Raw genomic sequence first — 11,599 nt, 5'->3', positions numbered from 1 at the left:
GGAAACAACGAGTTCCGTCGATGGCGGGCGCAGATCCGCGCCCGCCATCGGCGGCTTCGTTTCGGTCGGTTACCCTCCAACGGAATCGGTGGCGGTGTTCCGCCGTCGTTCGACGAGGCCGGAGGTGGTTTCATGGCGATGCCGGTCCCGCACGCCGATGGTTGGACGGCTGCCGACCTCGATCGCATGCCCGAAAACGGATTGCGTTACGAGGTATTGAATGGTCAGCTCGTCATAACTACCGCGCCGAAGCCTCGGCATCAGTTGCTGATTCAATGCCTGGCACGTGCACTCGCCGAGGCCGCGCTGTCCGGTTCGGTCGTGCTCGCAGGTGTTGGGGTGCTTACCGGCGACGATGAGCCGATCCCCGATCTGATTGTGGTGAATGGCCCGATCGACTGGGATGCGCGAGGGATTCCAGCCGAACAGACTCAGCTCGTAGTCGAAGTGGTGTCCAGATCAACCACGTTGCAGGACCGTATGGTCAAACCGGTGATTTATGCCGAGGCCGGTATTCCGAACTACTGGAGGTTCGAGCCCAACGCTTTCAAAGGGCAGTTGCCCGGCGAGAGCTTGCCGGTGCTGTTTGCATACGAACTCGGGGCCAACCACCCCTACGAGCTGATCCATAGGGTAGCCGCTGGCAACGTGGTCACCCTGCGTAGCCCGTTCGATTTCACGATCGACTCGAAAACGCTGCTGCCCTGACCTCGTCGCAGCGGAATCTTCTGCGGTGATGACGGCGCCGCGTCCTGTCACCGGACGAAGCGACGACGCGGACCGAGCAGCGAAGTGACGGTAGCCGACGGCCATCGCGCCGACCGAGCGGCGGGGTTGCGACCGGCTGTGTCGGGTGATCATCGCTAAGTCCGGCTTCCGGCCCGGTTCGGACTGCGATGATGTCTGGCATGAGCCCTCCCGACGAGCGACAGGCACTGCGTGTGACGGCCGAGGAGTTCGCCGAAGGGGCAACTGCCGGGCTCGGCGACATCGAGATCGTAGACGGGCGTGTGGTCCCGCCGATGGTGCAGAGCCCCGTGCACAGTCGTGTGGTCCGCCGGCTGGCCGGGATACTGGAGGCGGCACGACGCGCCGGCGGGCCGTGCATGGTGGTCGATTCCGACGTTGCCGCACGATTCGCGGACGCGGAATCCGCAGCGGCAGACCGGCGGTTGAACATCCGCTACCCCGACATCTGGATTCGGGACTGCGAACCCTACGACGTCAATACCGTGCGCGAGCACATTCTGCTGGTGGTCGAGGTAACCTCCGAATCGACCATCGACGCCGATATCAACGACAAGCGAATTCAATACGCAGCCGCGGGTATTCCTCGGTATCTGATCGTCCGGCTGGACCAAAAGGAAGAACGCATCGAGGAAATCGAGGAATACCGTCTCGACTGGTCCGGCCGCCGCTACCTCGCCCACACCGTCCACCGACGTGTTCTGCTACTCGACGACCCGGTCGAGGCGACCATCCCATTCGACGTGCTCGAGCAGCCCTAGCGACCAGTAGCTGCTACGAGCGATGTGTTGTATGAAGGACGCATCAATTACTCTGTAGGACAAGCAGTTTGGTCATATTTCGGTGGGGAATCAGCGGCGGGCGCATACGGTTCGTAGCCAACATCCATCGGGACCCCTCAGGAGTGGAAGGCGTGAACATCTTCCAGTTCATCGAGGCGCGGCTCGATGAGATGAGCCGGTCGCGCGAGCGACAGACGCAGAGCAAGCCGCGCCGGGCAACCCCACGGTCTACGACAAGATAGGCGACAGCCTCGTGCGACCACCTGAAGCGTTACGGTCCGGCGCGCGTGCTGCGGCAGGTGGCGGCGCTGCGTGGTGTCGTCGAGGATCTGCGTGCCATTCCTGGTCTTCGCGCTGACCTCAAGGCCGAGTTCGGCAGCGAAGATGCCGCGGAGGAGATCCGGGCAGCTGGTCCTGATCTGCGCGGCATTCCGCGATCTGGTCTGGCCATCCCGATCTCAACCCCGAATGGAGTGCGGAGCGTAACTCGTAGTCGCTCGGGGACCCTCCTCGACATCGCAAGTCCCGCAGCCAAAGGGAAATCAGCAGTATGAAATTGGGGGCCATTCGATCGGCGGACTATGACACGATGGAACCCGTCAGTGCGACTGTTTGGGGCGCAGAGGGGACTACATGTCAGACGATCGTGAGTACGAGTACGGCCGGGGCGCGGAGATGCTGATCGCGCGACACTACCTCGGTCTGGAGCGCGGCGAGATGGCGACCGTGCTGCGCATACGCGAATCCTCATATCAGCGGTGGGAGAACGGCCGCGACGCCATCCCCACCGGCATATGGGACGAGATCCAGAAGCTGTACGACCGATTCGACGCACAGGTGTCCGCGCTCATCGCGGAAGTGTCTCCCGCTGGCGGGGACCCCCACCCCGTCCGCGTCTGGCGGGGCAGCTCACCCAAGCAGCAGTTCCCTGGCCTCTGGGCTCGCATTGTCGGCGAAGCCCGTCGGCGGCAACCTCGCATCGTCCCGGTCTATCCAGATGGCGGCGACGAGTAGTCAACGCCGAGATCGAGAGCATCGTCGTTGACCGACTGACAGAGTCGGGGCAGTCGCGAGGTAGCCGAGACGGCGACGATAACCGTCTCGGCGACGTGCTTAGTCACGCAGCGGAACGCGAGGTGAAGCGCGCAGGACCAGCTCCATGAACTATGCACTGACGTGATTGTGTCCACGCACTGTCATCAGTACTGCGCGGTACGAAAAATCACAGTTTGCCTAGATTTGCGGCGTTTCATGAAACTACGTGGCAGTATAGGGCTCCTGGAGGGCCCGGATTCGGACCCCATGACCCTCCAGGAGCGTGCGAGTCGCTAAGAGGCTTCTCGCGCGGACCTGATCAACCGCCTATAGGCGGCACCGCCTCCCTTGCCGACGCAAGGCGGGAAGGTGTCGTGTTCCTCGTGACGGGAAAGGACGCCGTGCTGATCGACGTACCATCCCGTTTCGGGGACACGTTGACCGTTCTTCCAGGTACCGCCCGGGCCGAGCGGATAGTGGCGTTTAGCCATGGCTAACTCCGTGATTTCTCTGGACAGCCGACGACAAGTGTCGGCTGTGAAAAATGATTCATTGATCTGCCGGCAATGCGGAAGTGAATGGTTCCGCCTCGACGGGCGGAGCGCGGGCCTGGATCAAGATGCTGGCGCAGTAACCCTCCGTAGTGACGGAAGGGTGAAGGCCTACTGCGGCATTCCGAAATGTATGGAGTGCGGCTCGGCCGCGAGCATCTAGACCAGGATCAGTGAACGCCGCGTCCGTGCGCATGCGTAGCAAATTTCTGGCACAACAGGTTCGTTTTCTCCCAAACGTCGTAGCGGACTTAAGTAATCGAGCGTCGCGGGGACGACACTACACCTAGTGGCTGACAGATTCATACAACACGACATGTAGCGAGTCGCATTGATGTAATTCCATGCATAGAAGTCCCAGGCCGACCGATTCCGCGTCGCGCTAACGTGTGCCGCAAATCACAGTAATTTAGCTAGTCGTTAGCTATTTATTCCGGTGGGATGCGCATAGAAAAGGCCGGTCGCAACGAATGCGACCGGCCTTTCGGGTTGGATCCAAAGTTGCGACACTCGATCTTCAACCCCTACGCCTGCTGGCGACTGTCAGTCTCACCTAAGTCGCGGGATAAGTCAATTTTGCCGGGGAAGTGTGTCGGTGGGTTTTGGTAGAATGTCAGGCTCGTTCAGTGGGTGGGCTTAGGGCGGGCCTAGGCATATCGAATGTCTGTCCGATTCGGAGTGTCGTCTGGAGAGTGCCGGAACTGCAGCGCCGAGACTTCGCACTTTGTGGTCGACCAGGTGAAACGGCAACTTCAGGATGCCGTCGCGTTCGGCAAGTCCCTTGCGCCCGAACAACTGGAGATCGCTGCCGGGAAGATCGGCGAACTTATGGTCTGACCAGGCGCAAATGGCGGCACTAGGGCATCAGACCGCGAACATCCACCTCAGGTCGCCGGCCTTGCGGCCATTCCGGGTCTTCTCGCACACGATCGGTCGCCCATCGGGATCGGTCCATCGTGCGCCTTCGTCGAGGCACGGCGCTCCAGGCCTCACGCGGGAGTGCGGGTCAACGGGCAGCGGGTCCGGTGTCAGGGACCAGACAAAGGCGTCGGTGTGTGATACCTGAACGCAGTAGGCGATGCGGTCGTCGTCTGTTCGCGCGACTCTCACCGATGGGGAATTGGTGGATCCGCAGTAATTGCCGATTGTGACCGTTGGCCCGGCTGGCGCGGAGGGCCCGGACGGAGTTGCGGAGCCACTGTCAAATGGGAACGCCGACGCGGCCGGGCTGGCTGCGATCACGGCCGCAACGGCCGTCGTGAGAATGGACGGAACACGTGTACGCATGAAAATCCTTGGTGGAGTGGATGATATGACTGCATCCCCGACAAAGCGCTTAACATCCTGCTTGCCCAGGTGTTTGTCGGCAAGTCCTGCCCGGCATCCCAGAACTTCGCCAGCTTGGAAGCGGGCCGTGACAGTAGTCGCGCTTGTGGTGGTTGTTCTCGCAATACTCGGGGTGAACTGGTTTTACGCCCAGACCACCTACAATTCCATGACCTGGATGCTGACGCCGCCCCCGAACATCGATGATCTCGTCTACAGTCGCATGGATTCCGCGCCTGAGGGCAGTGAGCTGTATCAGCGCTTGGTCGAGCGATACGGCGGTCCCCAGCCGTCGGATCGCCGATGGCCACTGCCGTTCGCCGTCGACCGATCGGCGCGCGGCTGCGGGGATACCCCCTGGCTGTTGTTCGTTCACGACTACACCGGCAAGATCTACCTGTACAAGGTCAACTCCGGTTGCGCGTGACTCTGGTTGGGAGTCAGCTACTGCGGCGTCGCTGTTCGGTCGATGCGAGTGCGGCTGAAACTAGGGCGAGCCCTTCAGCGGTGTGGAATTTGATAGCGTGAGTCATCATCGCATCACCCTGGAGGATTTCATGGGCCATGTCATGCCGAAGATCATTGCTGCCGTTGCTATCTCGCTGACGCTCGGTTGGCGTCCGGTGATCGCGGTGGCGGCCCCGGACGCGACGTCGCCGGAGCCCGCACCGGCCACCCGAACCGAGACGACAGCTCCTTTCGACCCCGTGTGCCCCTTCTGCTTCCTGCGAGAACTGATCGAGAGCGGCTCCAGCCGTCGGTAATTTCTCGTGGTGCGGCATACCGCTACCCGGAAAGGGATGAAACGTGCCCGCTACGATTCGCTGACCTGGATGCCAGCGCGCGTCAGCGGTTGAAGCCGCCGGCGATAACGGCCGCGGTGAAGGTGTCCCACGCACCGGGAGCGAACACGAGTGCCGGGCCGGTGGGGTTCTTGGAGTCGCGGACTCCGACATGATCGTCGTTCAGGAACGCAACCTCCACGCACTCCTTGGTGGCATCGCTGCGGCTGCTTTTGAACCACTGCGCCCCGGATAGGTCAACGTTCACCTTCAAACTCCCTTGCTACCTGGCGAAGCAGGTTTCTGCTGCTCACAGCGTCCAGCGCAGCTTGCTGGATGGCGTCATAGGCTTGATCGTACCGACGCACGTCATTCTCTTTTTCCAGGTACATGTCCCCGATGAAGCTCGGCGCGTACACCACCCGCGGCTCGGCGGTCTTCGAGTCACTGCCGAAGTCGAGAACAATGAACTGCCCTGTGAGCTTGCCGCTCGGAACCCCCGCCGAGAACGGAAGTATCCGAATGGTGATGTTCGGTTTCGTGCTGAGATCGGCCAAGTGGCGTAGTTGCACCGCCATCACCCTCGAGTTGCCGATGACGCGACGCAGGACCGACTCGTGCAGGACAACGTCAACGATTGCGGGACGTGTCCGGCGTGTGATCAGCACTTGCCGTTGCACCCTCATCTGAACGCGCCGCTCGTGGTCGGCAGCGGATTCATCAGGAACACCGACTTGGACCAGGGCGCGTGTGTAGTTGCTGGTCTGGAGCAACCCCGGGACCAACTCCACGTGATACGAAGTGAACTTCCGCGCCGCCGCCTCGAGTCCCATGTAGACGTCGAAGTTCTCCGGGATCAGATCACCGAACTCGTGCCACCACGACTTGACCTTGGCCTGTTTCGCCAGGCCGATCAGAGCGGCGGATGTGGTCTCGTCAGATCCGTAGATGCGGCACAGCGCTTCGACGTCGAGGACCCGGATACGGTCGGCCGTCCCCTTCTCCAGCCGTTGCAGCGTGCTCGAGCCTCGCTCGATCAGCTCTGCCGACTCGGCGATCGTCATGCCGGACTGCAGCCGTAGTTCGCGCAGGTAGCGACCGAGCTGTCGTCTGGGAACGGTGGACTCGATTTCGGGCATTGCCGGCGCTCCAAATGGGTTCGGACGGAATAGTTCCTGGATACCGCGTTGGCCGTGCTCGGGTAAGTGTGCGACACATCATGGGCTGCCCGCTGGAGTTTTGGCCATGTTTCTTTGGATTTCCCAGAATCGCTCGCCCCACAAGAATGCCGCTTGTCTGCTGAGCGCTGCGTTCAGTCAGGACCCGCCTCCCGGTTCGACTTTCGGCTGGAGGTACGGCCGATTCCGGACGGCTGGACGCGAATTCAACCATCAGACGCGATCAGGGGCAGCCCATGGACCACATACCTTTCGGTGACACACCGACTACCCGTTGCCACTTCTACCGTCGGGTCTGCGACCTCCCTGCCGTGGTCGACCCACCACACCTGGGACGTATCGTCATCCCCGCGACCTGCGTGTGGGCGCTGATCATGCCCGCGCACCTCGGCCAAGCCGTGAAGACCGAAATGGAACGCACGGAAACCGCACTCGGAGCGATTCTCTCCCACCCCAGATCCGGTCGATGGACCTACCTCATCCGCCCCGACCTGCCCGACGAGGTAACCCTCTTCGCGGAGTTGTTCCGCCTCAACGTATCCGTCGTACGCGAGGGCGGCACCATCGCTCTACCCTCACCTGCCGATCGATGCGCGCAGTTCCGACGCTGGGTGGAACTCCCGCGATGCATCTACCGCCCCTCCGGATGGGCCGTCGTCGCCGCCATCAGAGCCTGCGCCGGACCAGAACCGCGCCGGACGACGACATATGCCTGACGCCGAACACGGACCCTGGATTCGATGGTCGCACTGCGGATTCGGCAAATTCGACCCACACACCAACGAACTGACCGAAGTCGCCTGCCCATCCCGCAACTGCGCGACCTGGGTGCCGCTCGCAGACGGTGCACTCTCCGAACACGAGCGGATCGACGGCGGCCCCTGCCCATGGACCGGCGTCCGGGTCGTCGACGACCGCCCGGACCTCGCCGATCGGGCGCTCCAGATCATCGACACCGTACCGGCACGCTGGAGCGGCAAACAATGACCAACCCCACCACATCCCCCCGCCCCGAAGAACCCGACGTGCACCTGAGCGTCTTCCTCCACGGCGCACGATTCGACTACGCCGCCTGCCGCACCGCCGCACTCGCGTTCATCCACGACCACCAGGTTCGCCACCACGCCGACGCGGTCAGCATCCTCTCCGGCGACCCAACGGGTATGCCGCGCCTCCCGTGCGAGCGCCTGTTCCTCCAAGCATGAGCATGCGCCCACGCCGCCAGGAGCCATGCTGCCTCCGCCCGGCGCCACACGGCCCGCGAACTCTCCCTCGAGCCCTTCCGTTCGTGGGCACAGCCTGACCGATCCACCCGAATCGGAGGGAACCGAGCCGCCAAAGACGGCGTCCTATAGTGGTGACGGGGAAAATCCGCGCCGAAGCCAGGAGAACCATGCGCACAGCCAACCTCCTACACGCTGCGCTCGGTGCCGCCGCGCTGACACTCGTCACCGGTTGCGGAACAACCACGGATGGAACCGCCGCCAAGACCTCCACATCCGCTGACGATCGCCAGATCTTCAACCCCTGCACCCAGCTCAGCGCTGATGTGTTGCACGCAACCGAAGTAGACCCTGCCACAAAGGACGTCATCACCGACCCTCCGTCAGGCCCATCTTCATGGCGTATCTGCTCATGGGATTCGGTTCGGCTTCCGTACTCGGTGATCGTCGCTTCCTCGAGCCACACCGTCGCTGAAATCCGAACCAATAACAAGGAAACCGGCTTCCGCGATGTTGTGGTCGGCAAGCGCACGGGTTTGATTCATCAGGACAAAAACGACACCCGGGGCGAGGTGTGTCGAGTGGCGATCCCAGCTGAACAGGGCATGTTCGTGATCAGCGCGTCATGGAGCGCCATCAAACCAATAACCGAGGACCGATGTGATTTGGCTGTAAAACACGCCAAGGATCTCGAACCCCATCTACCGAGGTGACCGACACGGCACTCGGGTACCACGTCCTCAGACCCATGTGAGGGGGAGAGCGCAATGGCAAACGATATGCAGGGCGAGATGCGGCGCTGGCAGCAACTCAAACAGCAAGCTGTGGACGGCGAGTTCCGCATGGAAGATGGCATTGGGGAGGCTTTGCGTAGGCGCTGTGAAACGCTTCTCTCTGAACTGGCCGACATGCAGAAAAGGGCACGAGAACTGGCCTATCTATCAGGATATGGCGATCTTCCTTCGGCAAGGACGATCCAAGCCAAGTTCGAACGGAAAGCCGACGGCGGCGACACACACGACCCCAACGACTCCGCCGTCGCCCGCATCCAACAGCACATCGAGGTCGTGCAACTGATGCACGACACCTACGCCGCCGCGATCGGCAAACTCCAGTCCACCGACGAGGCGGTGGGCAGTCGGATGAACACCTTGACTGGGGAGGTGCGCTGAAGGTCAACCCGACGAATATCGCAATCCGCCCATTCAAGTGATGGCAGTAGCGCCGATTTTGTGATCCCAGCCGTTCCAGACGATCGCCACGACCGGCGCGGCGGCGCTGTTCTCTCGCGGCAAGTTCGGCAGAATGGACGCTCTTGCTTGGATCAAGACAACGGCAGTCCCGAATGGAAACTTCCCGACGGGGAGTGGATGAATCGCAAACTGAATCGGATCAGGCGACTGCTGCGCACACATCCCGGCGTGCTGGCGGAACCCGCCGCTCAATAGAATTCAGCGCAGGACCCGCCGGAAACGCTGCGCGATCAGCGATCAACCTCTCAATAACCCCGCGCCCACCGCGCTGACCACTAGGTATGCCAGCACAACTCCGACCAACGAAAGAACCAACCCCACCCCGGCGTGACGCGATCGGCCGCGGATGAGCAGCAAGACGATCAACACCAGAACATATACCGGTAGGACAAATAGATAGAAGGCCCAAAATCCAGTAAATAAGAGAAATAGAACTACCTCGAAGTTGAGAAAAGTTCCGACGCACGCTGCCCAGAACGAGGCCGGTCCGAACCAGGCCGATTTTTGCGGTTCAGGGCGATTGCCGGTCAAATCGAATCACCCTACCCTGTTGATTAAACGCAGAATCCAGAAGGCGAGCGGAACCGCGAGCAGCAGAATCGACGCCGAGAGAATTCCTCGAGCCGCTCCAAGGGTAACCGGCGTGCGTCGTCGAGAGATCACTGTCGCTACCATGAGCCCGACTGTCGCCGCAACCAGCGATGGCACTGTCGGCACCTTGCCGTAGTCCGGATCGGTAGCCTGCTGAATCGGGGCGAAGATCATCATCTGCACGATCGGCCATAGCGACAGGGCCAAGGTCGCGGCCCGCCAGTCGCATCTCCGCTCGCCGCTGACAGACATCAGATCGTCCCTTTGGGAACCGGATTGTGCGCAACGGTTGGCGGGCTGCTGACCGGACCGAAAGGTGTGGATGGCTTCGGCCCGCCCGGAACCCGCACGTCGTGTTCTAAATTCCAGCTATCCGTCTCATTGAACTGTTGAAATATATCTCCGCCTCGGGAACCCACATCATGGTGGAACGGCAGGTTCATCCCCGGCCCGAAGGAATTTCCGACCGCCGCGGGGTCGATGACAACTGTTCGGGTGGGCGATCCGGGCCGGTCCTGATATGCCTCCAATGACGGATAGTCCGTCCGAGTGCCATTTACCTCGATACCGTTAGCGCCGGGTGTAAATACCAAGTCCCCATTTACGGTGACGGTATGGCTGCCCAAAGTCGAATGGTCTTTTGCGATATCGGGAGCGAACGGATTAGCGGCGTCGTACTGGACACGTACCGATCCGTCCGGATTTTGCCACACTCTGCCGTCGGGTGCTGCGACCTCAACGCGCCCCGGAGTGCCGTCACTATTCTGAACTACGGACGGATTCTGACGCATCACCACAATGCCATTTTCGTAATCGACATAAGTGGTGACACGGTTGTGCTCAGGATCAAAATTCGCATCCGCGGTACGATTATCGCCGCGCTCTCGTTCCGCCAGGCGGTCGGGTCGGAGTGGGTCGACTTTCGGATTGGTGACGTCGCGCTGTTCGATGTACTGACCCACCCGCACTACACCCTGGTCGGATACTGGATTGATGCGCACCACACGGATTTCGGGCGCGACGCCCTGATATTTAGGGTCGTAGCTCTTCGGGTTGAGCACCTCGGCAGTTGCCCAGTCGGCGGCGCTCGTCGGTGGTCGGCCGAAGGTCTGCTGAAAGGCTGCCGCTGAGGTGCGGATGCGGTCCGGATCGGCGCGGATGTCCTTGGCTTTGTCCTGCTGGATCTCAGTGCTGGCTGCTGTCAGCGCTTCGGCCGGCGCCATCTTGTCGAGTTCCTGGTTTGCGGCCGCGATCTCGGCTCCCCACTTGGCATCGGCCGCTGCCAGCGCGCTGATCAATCCCGTCAGTCGCGAAAGCTGAACGCCCGCTTCAGAGTTCCAGTCGTCGACTCCGGAAATGCTCCAGTCATCTGCGACTGCCACTGGGGTTGCGACATAATATTGGAAGATCGTTTTGATCTCCGCAATGGGGTATTCCAGATCACGCGCCGCGCCGGCGCAAGCCGCACTGAGATCATCGTAAGCGACTGCGATAGCCCGCATCTGGGCCTGTTCGCGGTCGGATTTGTCTCCGGCGGTCCGACGTGCTTCACCCTGCCAAGTCAGATCGCCGTTGATTGTGGTGTGCATCGAGTTTGATGCTTTGATGATTGCTTCGGCGATGTGCGTGGCATGTTCGGCGACACCGTTCATTCCGGACACGTCGAGGGCGAGCACTTCCCGGGGAGTGGGCATCGCCGTTACCTCCCTCCGTGTGGGTCGCCGGAGTTCAGGTCGGCGACTGCGGCGATGCGCTGCGCGGCATCGAGATCGGTGCCCTGGAAGGTTTCCGCCGACAATGCCAGTAACGCCGAAAACTCGTTGAACCGAGCCTTCAGCACGTCTTTCGCCAACTTGCTCGCGGGGTCGGACTTTGCCAGTTCGGCGCCGACCAACAGCCCCTTCAACTTGTCTGCGACCGGGCCGGCGCCCAAATGCGGCGCATTGTCGATCTGTGTGGGCAGCAGTGCCAACGCTCCGGCGGCTGCTCGCAGCCCGTCCGGGTCCACTTCGAACGTCAAATCTCCCCCTCAGGCTGCAACCGGTGCGGCACCGCCCGTACCAGAAGGCCGGGACCCCGGCACAGCGTACCAGTAGCCTTGTAACCCGGGTGGCCAAAATGCTGATGTCTG

At 61.6% G+C, this 11,599-nt stretch carries 16 protein-coding genes; 11 read left to right on the top strand and 5 right to left on the bottom strand.

Features of this window, described 5'->3' with window-relative positions; translation table 11 throughout:
- Positions 1 to 132: 132 nt before the first annotated feature.
- From ACT86A_RS10640 to ACT86A_RS10615, 6 genes are all read left to right on the top strand, one after another.
- Entirely contained in the window at positions 133 to 708 is a 576-nt protein-coding gene (locus ACT86A_RS10640) for a Uma2 family endonuclease (RefSeq protein WP_445091865.1), read from the top strand.
- Positions 709 to 908: 200 nt separating this feature from the next.
- Positions 909 to 1,508: a Uma2 family endonuclease gene (locus tag ACT86A_RS10635; protein ID WP_445091864.1), complete on the top strand. Its 600-nt coding sequence runs from the start codon at positions 909 to 911 to the stop codon at positions 1,506 to 1,508.
- Positions 1,509 to 2,162: 654 nt separating this feature from the next.
- A complete protein-coding gene (locus ACT86A_RS10630) occupies positions 2,163 to 2,543 on the top strand; it encodes a helix-turn-helix domain-containing protein (protein WP_445091863.1) in 381 nt (126 codons plus the stop codon).
- Between the two features lie 1,310 nt (positions 2,544 to 3,853).
- Positions 3,854 to 3,952, top strand: coding sequence for a DUF6374 family protein (locus ACT86A_RS10625; RefSeq protein WP_445091862.1), 99 nt, complete (start codon positions 3,854 to 3,856; stop codon positions 3,950 to 3,952).
- Between the two features lie 577 nt (positions 3,953 to 4,529).
- Positions 4,530 to 4,868, top strand: coding sequence for a hypothetical protein (locus ACT86A_RS10620; protein ID WP_445091861.1), 339 nt, complete (start codon positions 4,530 to 4,532; stop codon positions 4,866 to 4,868).
- Positions 4,869 to 4,965: 97 nt separating this feature from the next.
- A complete protein-coding gene (locus ACT86A_RS10615) occupies positions 4,966 to 5,205 on the top strand; it encodes a hypothetical protein (protein ID WP_445091860.1) in 240 nt (79 codons plus the stop codon).
- Positions 5,206 to 5,287: 82 nt separating this feature from the next.
- Here ACT86A_RS10615 and ACT86A_RS10610 read toward each other — a convergent pair whose 3' ends face one another.
- Complete coding sequence (locus tag ACT86A_RS10610) at positions 5,288 to 5,491, bottom strand: DUF397 domain-containing protein (RefSeq protein WP_445091859.1); 204 nt, start codon at positions 5,489 to 5,491, stop codon at positions 5,288 to 5,290.
- Positions 5,481 to 6,362, bottom strand: coding sequence for a helix-turn-helix domain-containing protein (locus ACT86A_RS10605; RefSeq protein ID WP_445091858.1), 882 nt, complete (start codon positions 6,360 to 6,362; stop codon positions 5,481 to 5,483). Before ACT86A_RS10605 ends, ACT86A_RS10610 begins: the two co-directional genes overlap by 11 nt.
- A 275-nt stretch (positions 6,363 to 6,637) precedes the next feature.
- On the opposite strand from ACT86A_RS10605, the gene ACT86A_RS10600 reads away from it, so the two are divergent.
- From ACT86A_RS10600 to ACT86A_RS10580, 5 genes are all read left to right on the top strand, one after another.
- Positions 6,638 to 7,117, top strand: coding sequence for a DNA-directed RNA polymerase subunit beta (locus ACT86A_RS10600; RefSeq protein ID WP_445091857.1), 480 nt, complete (start codon positions 6,638 to 6,640; stop codon positions 7,115 to 7,117).
- Positions 7,110 to 7,388 (top strand): hypothetical protein, encoded by a 279-nt coding sequence (locus tag ACT86A_RS10595; protein ID WP_445091856.1) that lies wholly within the window; start codon positions 7,110 to 7,112, stop codon positions 7,386 to 7,388. The genes ACT86A_RS10600 and ACT86A_RS10595 overlap by 8 nt, the downstream gene beginning before the upstream one ends.
- The gene (locus ACT86A_RS10590) at positions 7,385 to 7,606 is read left to right on the top strand and encodes a hypothetical protein (protein WP_445091855.1); all 222 of its coding nucleotides are present in this window, start codon (positions 7,385 to 7,387) and stop codon (positions 7,604 to 7,606) included. The genes ACT86A_RS10595 and ACT86A_RS10590 overlap by 4 nt, the downstream gene beginning before the upstream one ends.
- 188 nt (positions 7,607 to 7,794) lie before the next feature.
- Positions 7,795 to 8,337 (top strand): DUF3558 domain-containing protein, encoded by a 543-nt coding sequence (locus ACT86A_RS10585; protein WP_445091854.1) that lies wholly within the window; start codon positions 7,795 to 7,797, stop codon positions 8,335 to 8,337.
- 54 nt (positions 8,338 to 8,391) lie between these two features.
- On the top strand, positions 8,392 to 8,796 hold the full coding sequence (locus ACT86A_RS10580; RefSeq protein ID WP_445091853.1) for a hypothetical protein: 405 nt from the start codon (positions 8,392 to 8,394) through the stop codon (positions 8,794 to 8,796).
- 618 nt (positions 8,797 to 9,414) lie between these two features.
- Here ACT86A_RS10580 and ACT86A_RS10575 read toward each other — a convergent pair.
- From ACT86A_RS10575 to ACT86A_RS10565, 3 genes are read right to left on the bottom strand one after another with little or no spacing between them, the layout of a single operon-like run.
- Positions 9,415 to 9,720, bottom strand: coding sequence for a hypothetical protein (locus tag ACT86A_RS10575; protein WP_445091852.1), 306 nt, complete (start codon positions 9,718 to 9,720; stop codon positions 9,415 to 9,417).
- Positions 9,720 to 11,162 carry a hypothetical protein gene (locus tag ACT86A_RS10570; RefSeq protein ID WP_445091851.1) on the bottom strand — a complete coding sequence of 481 codons (1,443 nt, stop codon included), beginning with the start codon at positions 11,160 to 11,162 and terminating at the stop codon, positions 9,720 to 9,722. The genes ACT86A_RS10575 and ACT86A_RS10570 overlap by 1 nt, the downstream gene beginning before the upstream one ends.
- 5 nt (positions 11,163 to 11,167) lie before the next feature.
- Positions 11,168 to 11,488, bottom strand: a complete 321-nt coding sequence (locus ACT86A_RS10565; protein WP_445091850.1) for a hypothetical protein — start codon at positions 11,486 to 11,488, stop codon at positions 11,168 to 11,170.
- Positions 11,489 to 11,599: the final 111 nt, after the last annotated feature.

Source organism: Nocardia glycosmidis (assembly GCF_052545115.1).
This window is presented reverse-complemented; position numbering and strand designations above follow the sequence as displayed.

What these genes read in the sequence shown, in the direction of transcription:
- ACT86A_RS10640 (WP_445091865.1), top strand. Translation starts at nt 133, where the DNA reads ATGGCGATGCCGGTCCCGCACGCCGATGGTTGGACGGCTGCCGACCTC.
- ACT86A_RS10635 (WP_445091864.1), top strand. Translation starts at nt 909, where the DNA reads ATGAGCCCTCCCGACGAGCGACAGGCACTGCGTGTGACGGCCGAGGAG.
- ACT86A_RS10630 (WP_445091863.1), top strand. Translation starts at nt 2,163, where the DNA reads ATGTCAGACGATCGTGAGTACGAGTACGGCCGGGGCGCGGAGATGCTG.
- ACT86A_RS10605 (WP_445091858.1), bottom strand. Translation starts at nt 6,362, where the DNA reads ATGCCCGAAATCGAGTCCACCGTTCCCAGACGACAGCTCGGTCGCTAC.
- ACT86A_RS10600 (WP_445091857.1), top strand. Translation starts at nt 6,638, where the DNA reads ATGGACCACATACCTTTCGGTGACACACCGACTACCCGTTGCCACTTC.
- ACT86A_RS10595 (WP_445091856.1), top strand. Translation starts at nt 7,110, where the DNA reads ATGCCTGACGCCGAACACGGACCCTGGATTCGATGGTCGCACTGCGGA.
- ACT86A_RS10590 (WP_445091855.1), top strand. Translation starts at nt 7,385, where the DNA reads ATGACCAACCCCACCACATCCCCCCGCCCCGAAGAACCCGACGTGCAC.
- ACT86A_RS10585 (WP_445091854.1), top strand. Translation starts at nt 7,795, where the DNA reads ATGCGCACAGCCAACCTCCTACACGCTGCGCTCGGTGCCGCCGCGCTG.
- ACT86A_RS10580 (WP_445091853.1), top strand. Translation starts at nt 8,392, where the DNA reads ATGGCAAACGATATGCAGGGCGAGATGCGGCGCTGGCAGCAACTCAAA.
- ACT86A_RS10575 (WP_445091852.1), bottom strand. Translation starts at nt 9,720, where the DNA reads ATGTCTGTCAGCGGCGAGCGGAGATGCGACTGGCGGGCCGCGACCTTG.
- ACT86A_RS10570 (WP_445091851.1), bottom strand. Translation starts at nt 11,162, where the DNA reads ATGCCCACTCCCCGGGAAGTGCTCGCCCTCGACGTGTCCGGAATGAAC.